16 protein-coding genes are annotated in these 14,419 nt (G+C 74.6%); 11 read left to right on the forward strand and 5 right to left on the reverse strand.

The window, feature by feature from the left end:
• Positions 1–11: 11 nt before the first annotated feature.
• From ABZ452_RS10380 to ABZ452_RS10390, 3 genes are all read left to right on the forward strand, one after another.
• The gene (locus tag ABZ452_RS10380) at positions 12–812 is read left to right on the forward strand and encodes a hypothetical protein (RefSeq protein WP_357941001.1); all 801 of its coding nucleotides are present in this window, start codon (positions 12–14) and stop codon (positions 810–812) included.
• Between the two features lie 2 nt (positions 813–814).
• Entirely contained in the window at positions 815–1,798 is a 984-nt protein-coding gene (locus ABZ452_RS10385; RefSeq protein WP_357941003.1) for a nucleoside triphosphate pyrophosphohydrolase, read from the forward strand.
• A 95-nt stretch (positions 1,799–1,893) separates the two neighbouring features.
• Positions 1,894–3,513, forward strand: coding sequence for a DUF885 domain-containing protein (locus tag ABZ452_RS10390; RefSeq protein WP_357941005.1), 1,620 nt, complete (start codon positions 1,894–1,896; stop codon positions 3,511–3,513).
• A gap of 3 nt (positions 3,514–3,516) precedes the next feature.
• On the opposite strand, the gene ABZ452_RS10395 is transcribed toward ABZ452_RS10390, so the two are convergent.
• Both ABZ452_RS10395 and ABZ452_RS10400 read right to left on the reverse strand, forming a co-directional pair.
• Positions 3,517–4,419, reverse strand: a complete 903-nt coding sequence (locus tag ABZ452_RS10395; protein WP_357941007.1) for an NUDIX domain-containing protein — start codon at positions 4,417–4,419, stop codon at positions 3,517–3,519.
• On the reverse strand, positions 4,416–5,108 hold the full coding sequence (locus ABZ452_RS10400) for a hypothetical protein (protein ID WP_357941009.1): 693 nt from the start codon (positions 5,106–5,108) through the stop codon (positions 4,416–4,418). Before ABZ452_RS10400 ends, ABZ452_RS10395 begins: the two co-directional genes overlap by 4 nt.
• A gap of 268 nt (positions 5,109–5,376) precedes the next feature.
• Between ABZ452_RS10400 and eno the strand changes: the two genes are divergently transcribed.
• From eno to ABZ452_RS10420, 4 genes are read left to right on the forward strand one after another with little or no spacing between them, the layout of a single operon-like run.
• Positions 5,377–6,660, forward strand: a complete 1,284-nt coding sequence (eno, locus tag ABZ452_RS10405) for a phosphopyruvate hydratase (RefSeq protein ID WP_357941011.1) — start codon at positions 5,377–5,379, stop codon at positions 6,658–6,660.
• 29 nt (positions 6,661–6,689) lie between these two features.
• Positions 6,690–7,325 (forward strand): septum formation initiator family protein, encoded by a 636-nt coding sequence (locus tag ABZ452_RS10410; protein ID WP_357941013.1) that lies wholly within the window; start codon positions 6,690–6,692, stop codon positions 7,323–7,325.
• Positions 7,326–7,347: 22 nt separating this feature from the next.
• Positions 7,348–7,905 carry a DUF501 domain-containing protein gene (locus ABZ452_RS10415; protein ID WP_091114352.1) on the forward strand — a complete coding sequence of 186 codons (558 nt, stop codon included), beginning with the start codon at positions 7,348–7,350 and terminating at the stop codon, positions 7,903–7,905.
• 1 nt (position 7,906) lies between these two features.
• Positions 7,907–8,419: an amino-acid N-acetyltransferase gene (locus tag ABZ452_RS10420; RefSeq protein ID WP_357941015.1), complete on the forward strand. Its 513-nt coding sequence runs from the start codon at positions 7,907–7,909 to the stop codon at positions 8,417–8,419.
• A gap of 6 nt (positions 8,420–8,425) precedes the next feature.
• Here ABZ452_RS10420 and ABZ452_RS10425 read toward each other — a convergent pair whose 3' ends face one another.
• Positions 8,426–9,334 carry a PHB depolymerase family esterase gene (locus ABZ452_RS10425; protein WP_357941017.1) on the reverse strand — a complete coding sequence of 303 codons (909 nt, stop codon included), beginning with the start codon at positions 9,332–9,334 and terminating at the stop codon, positions 8,426–8,428.
• A gap of 99 nt (positions 9,335–9,433) precedes the next feature.
• On the opposite strand from ABZ452_RS10425, the gene ABZ452_RS10430 reads away from it, so the two are divergent.
• Both ABZ452_RS10430 and ABZ452_RS10435 read left to right on the forward strand, forming a co-directional pair.
• Positions 9,434–10,420, forward strand: a complete 987-nt coding sequence (locus tag ABZ452_RS10430; RefSeq protein ID WP_357941019.1) for a helix-turn-helix transcriptional regulator — start codon at positions 9,434–9,436, stop codon at positions 10,418–10,420.
• A gap of 49 nt (positions 10,421–10,469) precedes the next feature.
• Positions 10,470–11,399 carry a Ppx/GppA phosphatase family protein gene (locus ABZ452_RS10435; protein ID WP_357941084.1) on the forward strand — a complete coding sequence of 310 codons (930 nt, stop codon included), beginning with the start codon at positions 10,470–10,472 and terminating at the stop codon, positions 11,397–11,399.
• A gap of 77 nt (positions 11,400–11,476) precedes the next feature.
• Here ABZ452_RS10435 and ABZ452_RS10440 read toward each other — a convergent pair whose 3' ends face one another.
• Positions 11,477–12,184: a hypothetical protein gene (locus ABZ452_RS10440; RefSeq protein WP_357941021.1), complete on the reverse strand. Its 708-nt coding sequence runs from the start codon at positions 12,182–12,184 to the stop codon at positions 11,477–11,479.
• Positions 12,185–12,281: 97 nt separating this feature from the next.
• Positions 12,282–12,911, reverse strand: a complete 630-nt coding sequence (locus tag ABZ452_RS10445; RefSeq protein WP_357941023.1) for a LysE family translocator — start codon at positions 12,909–12,911, stop codon at positions 12,282–12,284.
• Between the two features lie 65 nt (positions 12,912–12,976).
• Here ABZ452_RS10445 and ABZ452_RS10450 point away from each other — a divergent pair, with 65 nt between their 5' ends.
• Complete coding sequence (locus ABZ452_RS10450) at positions 12,977–13,309, forward strand: PadR family transcriptional regulator (protein ID WP_151461256.1); 333 nt, start codon at positions 12,977–12,979, stop codon at positions 13,307–13,309.
• Positions 13,306–14,319 (forward strand): hypothetical protein, encoded by a 1,014-nt coding sequence (locus ABZ452_RS10455; protein ID WP_357941026.1) that lies wholly within the window; start codon positions 13,306–13,308, stop codon positions 14,317–14,319. Before ABZ452_RS10450 ends, ABZ452_RS10455 begins: the two co-directional genes overlap by 4 nt.
• Positions 14,320–14,419: the final 100 nt, after the last annotated feature.

The raw sequence follows: 14,419 nt of genomic DNA on the forward strand, positions 1-14,419 counted from the left end.
GAGTGGCCGTCATGCGTGCTCGCCGTCTCATCGCCGCCGCCAGCGTCGCGGCCCTCGCTGTTCTCTCCCTCGCCGCCTGCGGCCGGTCCGCCCCGGGTGTCGCCGCCTACGTGGGCGACACGAGCTACTCGATCGACCGGGTCAACGCCATCCGGGACGAGGCCGCGCAGGCGTACGCCGGGGTCGTCAAGGCCGCCGAGGAGCAGGGCCAGACCGTCCCGGCCGAGCTGCGCGAGATCGACCTGGACGGGCAGGACGTGGTCAACCTGCTGGTCGGCCTCGACCTGGGCAAGCGGATCGTCGCCGACAAGCAGCTCCAGGTGCCCGACCAGATCAGCGCGGCCGACATCGGCCAGGCGCTGCGCGTCCCGAACACCGAGTACGCGAAGCTCGCCGCCGAGTGGTACGACGTCTTCAACGCGCTGGGCCAGGGGCTGCCGAAGGCGGAGCTCTCCGACGCCGACACCGCGGCCGTCTACGCCGCGCTGGTGAAGGCGAACGTGGCGCGTCCCGGCTGGTCGACCGAGCAGCAGCGCCAGGCGTTCTCCGACCCCTCCATCGCGCCTCAGGTCTCGGCCGTGGTGGGCCTGAGCGAGGCGCTGAAGGCGCAGGTCGACCGGGATGACGTCCGCGTCAACCCCCGCTACCCGACCCTGGCCGTGCCCGCCCTGCTCCAGATCCAGTCGCAGAACGTCAACCTCTACAACCTGCCGTACGTGGAGGGCGCCGACCAGGTGACCGACATCTCCACCCCGGAGCCGGAGTCGACCGAGCCGGAATCGGCCGAGCCGAGCGCGTCGGTGGCGCCCTGAGCATGACCGCGCGCATCGTCCTGCTCGTCACCTCGCCGCGGCTGCCGGCCGGCCTGCTGACCGCGCCCGCCTGGGACGTGGTCCGCTCCGCGCCGGTGCTGGCCGGCGCCGAGAGCGAGCTGGCCACGGCGGTCCGGTCGACGGGCGCCGAGGTGACGGTGGTGACCGAGGGCGCCACGCAGGCGTTGCTCGACGCGGCGGCCGCGCACGGCAGCGCGGTGTGGCTGTCCGGCCCGGCCGGCGACGAGGCGCTCGCCCGCGAGCTGGGGTTGCGGCTGGCCCGCCAGCCCGGCCTCGCCGAGCTGGAGCTGATGTACGGCTCGTGGGACCCGCCGGGCGCCCGGCTGCTCGACGCCGTCGAGGTGATGGACCGGCTCGCCTCGCCGGGCGGTGACCCGTGGAAGCGGGCGCAGACCCACCGCAGCCTGGCCGGGTTCCTGCTGGAGGAGTGCTACGAGGCGTACGACGCGATCAGCGCCGACGACACCGACGCGCTCCGCGAGGAGCTGGGCGACGTGCTGCTCCAGGTGCTGCTGCACGCCCGGCTGGCCGAGGACCTGCCGGAGGGGAAGCGCTGGACGGTCGACGACGTGGCCGGCGGCCTGGTCGACAAGATGGTCCGCCGCAACCCGCACGTCTTCTCGGGTGAGCAGGCCGGCTCGATCGAGGAGATCGAGGCGAACTGGGAGCGGATCAAGCGGGCCGAGAAGACCCGCGAGTCGGTGCTGGACGGCATCGCCCTGAGCCAGCCCGCGCTCGCCCTGGCCGCGAAGGTCCTGGACCGCGCCGGCCGCGTGGGCCTGGCCGTCCCGCCGCCGCTGGCGGAGTCGCAGGTCGACGCCGAGGCGCGACTCGGCGCGGGCCTGCTCGCCACGGTGGCCGCCGCCCGGCAGGCCGGCATCGACCCCGAGGCGGCCCTGCGCCGCGCCACCCTGGCGTACGCGGACGCCGTCCGCGCCGCCGAACGGGACGCCCGATCGAGTTGACCAAGGGGTTCGCGGCGGCCGGAGCGGCGATCGCGACGCGAACTTCTTGATCAACGCAGGCGGCGGCCGTCGGTCGTGGTCGGTAGGGTTTCCGCATGGAGCAGTTTGTGCCGCTCGCCGAGCGGATCGTCGAGGCGTTGCTGGAGAGCCGGCCCGGGCTGGCCACCTCGGCTGGGGACCACCGTTACGATGACCGGCTGCCCGACCTGTCCGCCGACGCCCTCGCCGCCGACCAGGCGATGCTCAAGGACGCGGCCGACGCGCTCTCCGAGATCGACCCCGACTCGCTCGACGTCGAGGAGCGGGTCGACCACGCGCTGCTCAGCAGCCTGGTCGATCGAGGGCTGTTCGAGGCGACCGAGATCCGGGGCCACGAGTGGGACCCGCTGCGGCACAATCCCGGCCCGCTGCTGCACGCCCTCATGGCCCGCCCGTACGCGCCGGTCGAGGAGCGCCTGACCCACCTGGCCGGGCGGCTGGCGGCCGTACCCGACGCCCTGGCGACCGCGCGCGCGACGCTGCGCGACATGCCGCGGATCCATGCCGAGACGGCGGTCGGGCAGTTCACCGGCACGGCGGCGCTGATCCGCGACGAGGTGCCCGGGCTGCTCGCCGAGGCGCCGGCGCTGCACGACCGCGTGGAGCCGGCCGCCACCGCGGCGATCGCCGCGCTGGAGGAGTTCGTGGCGTGGCTGCGAATCGGCCTGGCCGCCGACGCCGGCCCGGGGCGCGACCCCCGGCTCGGCCGGCGCCGCTGGGAGGCGCGGCTCTGGCACACCCTCGACACCGAGCTGAGCGCGGCCGAGGTGCAGCGCCGCGCCTGGGCCAACCTCGACCGGGTCACCGCCGAGATCCGCGCGGCGGCCGTCGAGCTGGTCGGTGGCCCGGCCGACGACGAGACGGTCCGCCGGGCGCTGGACCTGCTCGCCGCCGAGCACCCGGACGACGCCACAATCGTCGACCTCGCCTCGGTCACGCTCGACGAGGCGAGCGACTTCGTCCGGGCCCACGACCTGGTCAGCCTGGTCGACGACCCGTGCGTGATCCAGGAGATGCCGGAGTTCGCCCGGGGCGTGGCGGTGGCCTACTGCGACTCGCCCGGCCCGCTGGAGACGGCGGACGTGCCGACCTTCTACTGCATCGCGCCCACCCCGGCGGACTGGCCGGCGCAGCGGGTCGAGTCGTTCTACCGCGAATACAACGACCACATGATCCGCAACCTGACCGTGCACGAGGCGATGCCCGGCCATTTCCTGCAGCTCGCCCACGCCCGCCGCTACGCCGGCCCGACCCGGGTCCGCGCGCTCACCGAGTCCGGGGTGTTCATCGAGGGCTGGGCGGTCTACACCGAGGAGCTGATGGCCGGGCTGGGCTTCGGCGGGCTGCCGGTCCGGCTCCAGCAGCTCAAGATGCAGCTCCGGATGACCATCAACGCGCTGCTCGACCAGCTCGTGCACTGCGAGGACCTGCCGGAGTCCGAGGCCATGGCGTTGATGACCGGGCGTGGCTTCCAGGAGGAGGGCGAGGCGGCCGGCAAGTGGCGGCGGGCGCTGCTCACCTCCACCCAGCTCTCCACCTACTTCGTGGGCTACAGCGAGATGGCCGACATCGCCCGCGCCCGGCCGGCCGGGGTGTCGTCGCGCGACTGGCACGACGCCATGCTGGCGCACGACTGCCCGCCGCCGCGGCACCTGCGGACGCTGCTGGGGATCTGACCGTCAGCGCGACCCACGGGCGGCGACCGCGTCGACCAGCCAGCGCGACAGGGAGTACGCGGGGGGCAGCTCCGCCGGCAGCGCGTCCACCGGGAACCAGCGCGCCTCGGTCAGCTCCCTCGGGTCGGCCACCGGCTCGGCCGCCGGGTCGGTCACGGTGGCGGTGAAGCCGGCGAGCAGGGTGCCCGGGCCGGACATCGCCCAGGGCTGGCTGTCCACATAGGTGGGCCGCCCGATCGTCAGGCCGACCTCCTCGGCGACCTCGCGGTGGGCGGCCGCCTCCAGCGACTCGCCCGCCTCGACGAACCCGGCGACCAGCGCCCACAGCTCCGTGGGCCCGTACGCGTGCCGGACCAGCAGCAGCTCGTCGGGGCCGCCGGCCGGGCCGGGGCGGGTGATCGCCACCAGCACCGCGACGGAGAGCGGCAGGAACGTGGTCAGCCCGCAGGCGGGGCAGCGCCGGGCGGTCTCGCCCGGCACGTCGGCCAGCTCGGTGCGGCACGCCCCGCACCACCGGTGGGTACGCCGCCAGGTGACCACGGCGAGCGCCCGCCCGGCCAGGTCGGCCCGCGGTCCGGGCAGCTCGGCGGCGAGACCCCGCCAGCCACGCCAGCGGCCGGGCAGCGCCTCGGGGTCGGCGGCCTCGGCGGTCCAGGCGGGCGCCCCGTCGAGGGTGCCGACCGGCACCCAGTCGAGCCCGGCGGGCAGCTCGCCGATCCGGGGGAACCGCCCGTCGGGGCCGGTGAGCAGCCTGCGCCCGGCCACCGGCAGGGCCAGGTCGTCCGGGTGCGGCGGCCGGCCGTGATCGGCGGCGGGACGGAAGGGGGCCGCCCCACCCGTCCCGGCCGGGTCGCCGGTCGCGCCGGCGTCGTGCGGCGTGCGGGTTCCGGTGCCGCCGGTGCTCACGAGGTGGTGGTGCGGCGGTCGACCACGCCCGCCCCGGCCGGCACGTCGAAGGCGGCCGACTCGACCGTGTCGGTGTAGCGGCTCAGGGTGACCTCCGCGGCCTTGCCGTCGAGGGTGCCGGTGAAGCTGCCCAGCACTCCCTCGCTGGTCACGCAGGCGCCGAAGCGGTTGTCGGCCCGGGTGACGTCGACGCAGGTGGCGTGGTGCCCGGCCAGCGTGGTGTCGCTCTGCTCGATGGTCGCCTCGGGGTCGAGTGCCGCGTCGGTGAGCAGCCGGATCACCGCCGGCGGGGTGACCAGCCCGAGCTTGCGCGCCTCGCCGTAGACGACCACGGAGGGCCGGCCGGCGGTCAGCACCGGCGGCGACACCGTGCACGAGGTGCGCCCGGCCGCGTTCGCGCACCGGGTCACCGCCTCCTGGGTGACGGTGATCTTGCCGTCCGGCCAGGTGTACGAGGAGCGCAGCGGCTCCTTGGTCTGCGCGATCGACGCGGTGCGCCCGTCGCTGAGCTGGTAGTCGGCGGCCCAGGTCTGCTCCAGCGCCCGGTCCATCCGCGCGGTCAGGTCGTTGACCAGGTCGGCCCGCCCGAGGGCGACCCCGGTGTCGTCGAGGGCCTGGCAGCCGGTGACCGAGAGCGACGCGATGGCCGAGGCGGCGAGCACGCGGAGAGTCGTCGAGGCGGCGGGCATGCCGCCCAGCCTTGTCGATCGACGCAACCTCTCGCAAACCCGTTGTCGGTTGAGGCCGGAGAATCCGGGAATGTCCGTGTCACCCTTCGTCGTGGGCGGCATTCGGATGAGTGTCCGCGTAGGGCAGAGCCCCTCGCGTTCAGTCACCGAAGTGCCGCCCCGACGCAGGTACGCACGGGCGGGGACCGATACGCTGCGTTCAACACCTGCCTCAGCCGCACCGTCGCGGCCCATACCGGACCGGAACACACAAACGAGGAGCGACTCAGTGGCAACCATCGAGGGAATTGTCGCCCGGGAGATCCTGGACTCGCGGGGCAACCCGACGGTCGAGGTCGAGGTCGGGCTCGACGACGGCACGATCGCCCGCGCCGCGGTGCCGTCCGGCGCCTCCACCGGCGCCTTCGAGGCGATCGAGCTGCGCGACGGTGACAAGGACCGCTACCTGGGCAAGGGTGTCGAGAAGGCCGTCGCCAACATCGAGGACAAGATCGTCGACCAGCTCATCGGGTACGAGGCCAGCGAGCAGCGGCTGATCGACCAGAAGATGCTCGACATCGACGGCACGGACAACAAGGCCGAGCTGGGCGCCAACGCCATCCTCGGCGTCTCGCTGGCCGTGGCGAAGGCCGCCGCCGGCAGCGCCGAGCTGAGCCTCTTCCGCTACCTGGGCGGGCCGAACGCGCACCTGCTCCCGGTGCCGATGATGAACATCCTCAACGGCGGCGCGCACGCGGACTCGAACGTCGACATCCAGGAATTCATGATCGCGCCGATCGGCGCGCCCACCTTCCGGGACGCGCTCCGCTCCGGCGCCGAGGTCTACCACGCCCTGAAGTCGGTGCTCAAGAAGAAGGACCTGTCGACCGGCCTCGGCGACGAGGGCGGCTTCGCCCCGAACCTGCCGACCAACGCCGCCGCGCTCGACCTGATCGCCGAGGCCGTGGAGAAGGCCGGCTACCGGCTCGGCACCGACATCGTCTTCGCCCTCGACGTGGCCGCCACCGAGTTCTTCGACAACGGCAGCTACACCTTCGAGGGCACCGCGAAGAGCGCCGAGGAGATGAGCAACTACTACACCAAGCTCGTCGGCGACTACCCGATCGTGTCCATCGAGGACCCGCTGTCCGAGGACGACTGGAGCGGCTGGGCCACCCTCACGGCGGCGCTCGGCGACCGGATCCAGATCGTCGGCGACGACCTGTTCGTCACCAACCCGCAGCGCATCGCCCGGGGCATCAGCGAGCGGGCCGCCAACGCGGTGCTCGTGAAGGTCAACCAGATCGGCTCGCTCACCGAGACCCTGGACGCGGTCGACCTGGCCCACCGGGCCGGCTTCATGTGCATGATGAGCCACCGTTCCGGCGAGACCGAGGACACCACCATCGCCGACCTGGCGGTCGCCACCGGCTGCGGCCAGATCAAGACCGGCGCCCCGGCCCGGTCCGACCGGGTCGCGAAGTACAACCAGCTCCTGCGGATCGAGGAGGAGCTGGCCGACGCGGCGCGGTACGCCGGTGCCGGCGCGTTCCCGCGCTACCGTTCGGCCTGAGCCGAGAGCTCCGGGGGAGGGGTGTGACGATGCAGCAGCGCCGCACACCGGGTGGCCAGCGGCCGGCCCGCCGGCCGGGTCAGGCCGGCCGGCCGGGCGGTGCCCGGGTCCGGTCGTCGGTCCGCGACGCCGGCGTCCGCGCCGAGCCGCGCGCCGCCGGCCGGTCGCCCGGCGCCGCCCGCGCCACCGAGGGGGTACGCTCCGCGAGCCGCCCCGCGGCGGCCCGGCGTACCGCCGCCGGTGGCACGGTCAAGCGGCTCACCGCACCCCAACCCCGGCGCTTCACCGGGCGCGCCACCGTGCTCTTCGCGGTGCTGATCGCGCTCGCCCTGGCCTACACCTATCCGGTCCGGGTCTACCTGGACCAGCAGGCCGACATCGAGCGGATGGAAGCGTCCCAGCAGCGGCAGCGCGAGCTGATCCAGGAGCTCTCCGCCGAGGCGGAGAAGTGGCAGGACCCGGCGTACATCGAGACGCAGGCCCGGGAGCGGTTCTTCATGGGCCGGCCCGGCGAAACCCTGCTGGTGGTGCTCTCCGACCCGGAGGGGGCGGCCAAGGACGCCGGCAAGGGCGCGAAGCCGGGGCCGCCGAAGCCGCCGGACCCCTGGTACGACACCCTGTGGTCGAGCGTGCAGGCGGCCAACGCCGAGCGCCCCGACAAGTGAGCACCGAGGAGAGCCAGAAACCGTGAGCGTCGTACCACCGCAGGATCCGGCGGCGGATTCCGTACCCCCGCCGGAGCGCCAGCCGGCCACCGAGGCCGACCTGGCCGCGGTGGCCGCGCAGCTCGGACGCCCGCCCCGCGGCACCCGGGCGGTGGCCCACCGGTGCCCGTGCGGCCTGCCCGACGTGGTGGAGACGACGCCCCGGCTGGCCGACGGCACGCCCTTCCCGACGCTGTTCTACCTGACCTGCCCGCGGGCGACCGCGGCGTGCAGCCGGTTGGAGTCGGCCGGGCTCATGAAGGAGATGGCCGAGCGGCTCGCCGAGGACCCGGAGCTGGCCGCCCGCTACCGGGCCGCGCACGAGGACTACCTGGCCCGCCGGGAGGCGATCGGGCAGGTGCCGGAGATTGCCGGGATCTCGGCCGGCGGCATGCCGGGGCGGGTCAAGTGCCTGCACGTGCACCTCGGGCACGCGCTCGCCGCCGGGCCGGGGGTCAACCCGTTCGGCGACGAGACCCTCGCCCTGGTGGAGAAGTGGTGGGCGGCCGGCCCCTGCGTGGACGTGCCCGCGGCGGAGTGAGATGACGGCCGCCGACGAGATCCTGGTCCGCCGCGCCCGCACCGGCGACGTACGCGGCATCCGGCGGCTCGTGGACACCTACACCGACGACCGGCGGCTGCTCAGCAAGGCCACCGTCACCCTCTACGAGGACGTGCAGGAGTTCCGGGTGGCGGTGACACCCGACGGCACGGTGGTCGGCTGCGGCGCCCTGCACGTCATGTGGGAGGACCTGGCCGAGATCCGCACTGTGGCGGTCGACCCGTCCTGCCGGGGGCACAAGATCGGGCACCGGATCGTCGGCGAGCTGATCGACGCGGCCCGCGAGGTGGGCGTCGCCCGGATCTTCGTGCTCACCTTCGAGACCGGGTTCTTCGGCTCGTTCGGCTTCCGCGAGATCGACGGAGCGCCGGTGCCGCAGCCGGTCTACGAGCAGCTCCTGCGCTCCTACGACGAGGGTGTCGCCGAGTTCCTCGACCTGGAGCGGGTCAAGCCGAACACCCTCGGCAACAGCCGGATGCTGCTGCGCCTCTGACCCGGCTCACGTGCGCCGCGGGTGGGCCGCGAAGAACTCCCAGATCAGGTCGGTGGCCGTGACGCTGGCGTCCGGGTCGGCGAGCGTCCCCGCGGTGGCGCCCGGCCACGAGTGGCTCATCTCGGGGAGGCTCCACACGGTCACGTCGCTGCCGTCGGCGCAGCGCGCGTCGGCCCGGCTCAGGCCCGCCGGCGCCGCCGGCTTCCTCCCCGCCACCGGTTGGCAGCCGAGCCGTCGCTGCCAGGTGCGCAGCCCGTCGTGGAAGATGCCGGCGTACTGGTCCTGCCCGCCGACGAAGGTGATCACCGAGACCGGCCGCTTCGGGACGTAGCTGTCCGGCTCGGTCAGCGGGCCGCTGTAGCCGCCGCTGACCACACCGATCGCCGCGAACACTCCGGTGGCCTCCACGGCGACCCGGAAGCTCAGGTCACCGCCGTTGGAGATGCCCGTCAGGTAGACCCGGTCCGGGTCGGCCCGCCAGGTGTCGACCAGGTGGGCGGTGAGCGCGGTGAGGAACCCCACGTCGTCCGCCGACCCGCAGCAGATCAGCGCGTTGAAGCCGCCGTGCCGCCCGTCCGGGTAGGCGACCAGGAAGTTCTCCCGGTCCGCGCGGGCGTCCAGGCCGGTCAGCTCCCGCATGTCGGCCCCGGTGCCGGGGAAGAAGTGCAGCGCGATGACCAGTGCCGCCGGGCGCGCCGGGTCGTACCCGGGCGGGGCGTGCAGCAGGTAGCTGCGCTCCACCCCGCCGTGGCGCAGGGTCAGCTCGTGGTCCCCGGCGGCCGGCCGTTCGGCGGGCGTCGACGCGGCCGCCCGCCCGCTCGGCGTCGGTGCGGCGGCCGGCTCGGCCTGCCCGCCGCACGCTCCACCGGTGAACGCCAGAACCAGCCCCGCCAGCACCGCGATCGTCCGCCGCACGTCCCGCCCTCCCCGTGGGTAACCGGGCTCCACCGTCGGTTCCGGGACCCGAGCCGGTCAACCCTTTCGGTCCTCGCCGAAGCCGGGCACGCTGCTCTCATGCTGCGGCTGCACCTCGGACCGGCGGACCTGAGCCGGGTACGGTTCGTCGACCGGCTGCACCCGGTCGGCACCGCGATGCTGGCCTGCCAGGCGTTGCACGATCCGGCCACCGCCGCCATGGCGCCGGACCTCGTGGCGGCGGCCGGCTCGGCGACCTCCGTACGCGGGGTGCGCGCCGCCGCCACGTCGCTGCGGCACCTGCTGCCGGCCCGTGGGCGCCTGCCCGACTTCCTCACCCCGTTCGACGGGCTGGACTCGGTGGCCGCGGGCCTCGCGGCGATCCGGTCCACCCCCGCCCGCCGGGTCCGGGAGGAGGTCGCCGACGCCTACTCCGAGGTCGCCGCGACGCCGCTGCGGCGCGCGTTCGCCGCCGCCGACCCGACGGTGCTCGACCTGTTCGGCCGGGCGCTCGACACCTGGTTCGGTGCGGTGCTGGCCCCGCACTGGTCCACCCTGACCACCGTCCACCAGCGACAGCTGGCCGACGCCGCGCACCGGCTGGCCCGGCGCGGGCTGGCGGGTCTGTTCGACGGGCTGCACCCGGCGATCCGGTGGCGGCCACCCGTGCTGGAGGTGCGCACCTGGTGGAGCGGGGAGGTGACCGGCACCGGCGAGGGGATGGTGCTGCTCCCGTCGCCGGTGGCCGGCCCGCTGCCCCGCGTCCTGGTCGAACCGGGCCGGCCGGTCCTGCTCGTGTACCCCGCCGCCATGCCGGCGCGGGCCACCGATCCGGCGGTCGACCCGCTCGCCGGGGTGCTGGGCGCCACCCGGGCGGCGATGCTGCGCCGCCTCGCCGCGCCGGGCCCGCACACCACCACGGCGCTCGCCCGGGGCGTCGGGGTCGGCCTGTCCACGGCCTCCGAGCACGCCACCGCGCTGCGCGCCGCCGGCCTGGTCGCCACCGAGCGCGACGGCGGCGCGGTCCGGCACCGCCTGACCCCGCTCGGCGCCCACCTGCTCGGCCGCCCCGCGGTGGACGACTGACCCGGTCCGTCGGGGTGGCTGCCGTAGGGTGGCAGCCGTGACGACGCGCGTGGCCGCCATCGACTGCGGGACCAACTCCATCCGACTCCTGGTCGCCGACCTGCCCGACCCGTCCGCCGGGCCGCAGGCGCCGCTGGTCGACCTGAGCCGGCGGATGGAGATCGTCCGGCTGGGCCAGGGGGTCGACCGCACCGGCCGGCTCGCGCCCGAGGCGATCGAGCGGACCCGCGTGGCGCTCGCCGACTACGCGTCGGAGATCGAGAAGCTGGGCGCCGAGCGCGTCCGGATGTGCGCCACCTCCGCCTCCCGCGACGCCTCGAACGCCGCCGACTTCCGGGCCATGGTCGAGCAGACCCTCGGCGTCGCGCCCGAGGTGGTCACCGGCGACGAGGAGGCCCGGCTCTCCTTCACCGGGGCCGTCCGCGGCCTGCCCGCCGACGCCGAACCGCCCTACCTGGTGGTCGACATCGGCGGCGGCTCCACCGAGTTCGTGGTCGGCACCCGCGAGGGCGGCGTCCAGGCGGCCATCTCGATGGACATCGGCTGCGTCCGGATGACCGAGCGCCACCTGCACGGCGACCCGCCCGGCCTGGACGAGGTCGCCGCCGCGCAGGCCGACATCGCGGTCGCCGTGGACCGGGCGCTGACGGCCGTCCCGGGCCGGGAGGCCGCCACCCTGGTCGGGCTCGCCGGGTCGGTCACCACCGTGGTCGCCATCGCCCAGGGGCTCCAGGAGTACGACCCGGCCCGCATCCACCACGCCCGGGTGTCGTACGACCAGGTCGCCGAGGTCACCGCCGACCTGCTGGGGAAGACCCGCGAGCAGCGGCTGGCCATCCCGGTGATGCACCCGGGCCGGGCCGACGTGATCGGCGCGGGCGCGCTGGTGCTCCGGGTCATCATGGAGCGCGCCGGGATGCCCTCCGTGGTCGCCTCCGAACACGACATCCTCGACGGCATCGCCTGGTCCCTGGCTTGAGGCAGCCGGCACGCGTGACGTGCCCGGCTCGGATGTCCGGCCACTCGGCCGCCACCCGACCGGCGTCGGTCAGCCGTTCACCTCGAACGCTGGCGCGGCCAGTCCGACGACGGCCCGGACCCGTCCCCGGAGCCGCCCGACACCAGCCCGGCCCAGTCGGAACGACCGGCCCAGCTTGCACCGCCCGCCCCGGACGAGCCGCCCGCCGCGGCTGGACCGCCGGCCCGCACCAGTTCCGGCTCGGGCGTGGTGGGCGGCGTGCTGAGCCCCAGACCGTCCACACCCAGCGGGCGGTCCCGTCGGGTCGCGGGCGGGAGAATCTCGTCCGCCTGCAGCGCCGTGGGGGTGTCGTCCGCGGGCTGCGGCCACCGCTGCCAGCGGCGGATGCTCACGACCCCGACGAGGAGCAGCGAGCCGACCAGCAGCGTCGTCCCGGTCCGGAGCGGGGCCGCCAGGTCGACCTGGTGGCCGCTCAGGGTCAGTTTGTGGTCGAGCAGTTTCAGCACTCCGGTCGGACTGACGAGCAGGCCCAGGTAGCTGGCCGAGTAGACCAGGCCGGTCAGCGCCGCGCCCAGCGGGGAGAAGCGGAGCGTGGCGATGAGCCCGAGCACGAGCCCGGCGGCGGCCAGCACCAGCGCGGGGCGAACGAAATCACCGCTGTCCAGCGCTCCCCCGTTCTGTGCGGCGGCGAACGCCTGCTCCGACCGGTCCTGGCCGAGGGCGAAGAGAATCCAGGCCAGCGGACCGACGATGGCAGCGGCGAGCACGGTTCCGAGGTGTCGCATCCGGGCAACGTACCGACGTTCCACGAGGATGAGCAGGCCTCATAAGCGAAAATTAAAGTCAATCCTGGGTCGCGGACGGTGACGCGCCCGGCGGCGGTCAGGTTCGTTCGGTGGCGAGGCGGGCGCCGAAGCCGAGCAGGGCGACCCCGGTCAGCCCGTCCAGCCAGCGGCGGACCCGGCGCCGGGACAGCAGGTCGCGGGCCCGGTTCAGCGCCGAGACCAGGACCAGCAGGTACGCGAGGCTGAGCACGGCGTGGCTGAGCGCGAAGGCGAGCAGCACCCCGATCGGTGCGCCGCCGCCGACGAACTGCGGCAGCACGGCCAGGTAGAACGCCAGCACCTTCGGGTTGGTGACGTTGGACAGGAAGCCCTGCCGGAACCCGGCCAGGGCCTGCCCGGGGGTGGCGGCGGCATCGCCGGCCAGCGGCGGGTAGTCGCCGCGCCAGGCCGACCGCCAGGCCTGCACTCCGAGGTACGCCAGGTACGCCACGCCGGCCCAGCGGATCGCCTCGAAGAGCGGTTGGGAGCGGACGATGAGCGCGCCGAGCCCGGCGGCGGCGGTCACCCCCTGCACCGCGTTCGAGGCGGTCACGCCGATCGCGCTCCACCTGCCCCGGCGCCGGCCGGCGGCCAGCGTGTTCCGGGTGACCACGGCGAAGTCCGGCCCCGGGATGAGGATCAGCACGGTGGCGAAGATCAGGAAGGAGGCGTAGCTGCTCCACGACACGCCACGAGCCTACCAAGCTACCACGTTCTTGACGGTACTACGTAATCCGCACTAGTGTGCGGAGCGTGGATACGACGCAGCTCCTCAAGGGCGTGCTCGACCTGGCCGTTCTCGCCGTGCTCAAGGAGGAGGACGGCTACGGTTACGACATCCTCCGCCGGCTGCGCGAGGCCGGCCTGGAGGAGGTCGGCGACGCCTCGGTCTACGGCACCCTGCGCCGGCTCTTCGCCGCCGGGCTGCTGACCACCTACGTGGTGCCGAGCGAGTCCGGGCCGCACCGCAAGTACTACTCACTCAACGTCGCCGGCCGGGACCAACTCACCCGCTCCGGCAAGACCTGGCGCTCCTTCGCCACCACCATGGACGCACTGCTCGACGATCGGGGGATGGCGGCATGACCGTCACTGGGCAGGAGATCGCGGACTACGTCGACCGGGTGCGGGCCGCCCTGGCCGATCTGCCGCCCGCCGTCCGCGACGAGCTGACCGAGGACCTGCCGGAGCACCTCGCCGAGGTTGCCGCCGAGGCCGAGGGCACCCTCGTCGACCGGCTCGGCACGCCCGAGGCGTACGCGGCGGAGCTGCGGGCCGCGGCCGGCGCCGAGCCGGGAGCCGGGCCGGGGCGCCGGCGCCGGCGACTGGCCGCCGCGCAGGCGCGCGCCGGGGCCCAGCTGCGCGCCCTCGACACCCAGCTCGGCCCGCTGCTCGGGCAGTCCTCGGTGAGCGAGTTCCTCCGCCCGCTGCGCCCTGCCTGGTGGCTGCTGCGTGGCTGGCTCGTGGCGCTGATGATCTCCGTCGTGCTCCAGGAGCCCTCGGGGTTGCTGCCCCGCCTCGACGGCAGCGTGCTCGCCGGCCTGTTCCTGCTCGCCGGCACCGTGCTCGCCTCGGTCTGGCTGGGCCGGCGCTCGCCCGGCCTGCACGGCTGGCCGCGGCGGCTGACGCGGCTCGGCACCGCGGCGCTGCTGATCTTCTCCTTCGCCGTGCTGGTCAACGTCGACCAGCACGCCAGTTCCGACCAGTTCGGCAGCTACCAGGAGGTCTCGGTCGGCGACCGGTACGACTCGATCGAGGACGTCTTCGTCTACGACCAGGAGGGGCGGCTGATCCGCAACGCCCAGCTCTTCGACCAGAACGGTGTGCCCATCCGGCTCGGCTGGCCGACCTGCATGAGTGTGGACGGCAACATGCCCCCGCCGCGCAACGCCTACCCCTACTGCCCCGACCGGGCGCCCTTCGGGCCACCGGCCCCGGCAGCACCGGCCCCGGCCGCGCCGACCCTGAGCGCCCCGCCCGCACCGAGCGCGAGCGCGGCCACCCCCGCGCCGAGCGGGAGCGCCACCGCCGCGCCGACCGTGACTCCGTCGACCGCGCCCACCGAGAGCACGCCGACGCCGGCGCCGACCCGCTGAAGCCGACCCCGAGGGGGGGGGCGCCCAAAGTGCGGCTCCCCGGCGGGAGGACCAAGAAGGGGTGGGGGTAAGGAGGGGGGGTGTGGGGCAGCGGGGGGGA

Source organism: Micromonospora sp. NPDC005707, from assembly GCF_040631005.1.
In the GTDB taxonomy this organism is placed as follows: domain Bacteria; phylum Actinomycetota; class Actinomycetes; order Mycobacteriales; family Micromonosporaceae; genus Micromonospora.

Bases quoted from the DNA above. Each gene is read 5' to 3' on its own strand.
- ABZ452_RS10380 (WP_357941001.1), top strand. From the start codon at position 12: ATGCGTGCTCGCCGTCTCATCGCCGCCGCCAGCGTCGCGGCCCTCGCT.
- ABZ452_RS10385 (WP_357941003.1), top strand. From the start codon at position 815: ATGACCGCGCGCATCGTCCTGCTCGTCACCTCGCCGCGGCTGCCGGCC.
- ABZ452_RS10390 (WP_357941005.1), top strand. From the start codon at position 1,894: ATGGAGCAGTTTGTGCCGCTCGCCGAGCGGATCGTCGAGGCGTTGCTG.
- ABZ452_RS10400 (WP_357941009.1), bottom strand. From the start codon at position 5,108: ATGCCCGCCGCCTCGACGACTCTCCGCGTGCTCGCCGCCTCGGCCATC.
- ABZ452_RS10410 (WP_357941013.1), top strand. From the start codon at position 6,690: ATGCAGCAGCGCCGCACACCGGGTGGCCAGCGGCCGGCCCGCCGGCCG.
- ABZ452_RS10420 (WP_357941015.1), top strand. From the start codon at position 7,907: ATGACGGCCGCCGACGAGATCCTGGTCCGCCGCGCCCGCACCGGCGAC.
- ABZ452_RS10430 (WP_357941019.1), top strand. From the start codon at position 9,434: ATGCTGCGGCTGCACCTCGGACCGGCGGACCTGAGCCGGGTACGGTTC.
- ABZ452_RS10440 (WP_357941021.1), bottom strand. From the start codon at position 12,184: ATGCGACACCTCGGAACCGTGCTCGCCGCTGCCATCGTCGGTCCGCTG.
- ABZ452_RS10455 (WP_357941026.1), top strand. From the start codon at position 13,306: ATGACCGTCACTGGGCAGGAGATCGCGGACTACGTCGACCGGGTGCGG.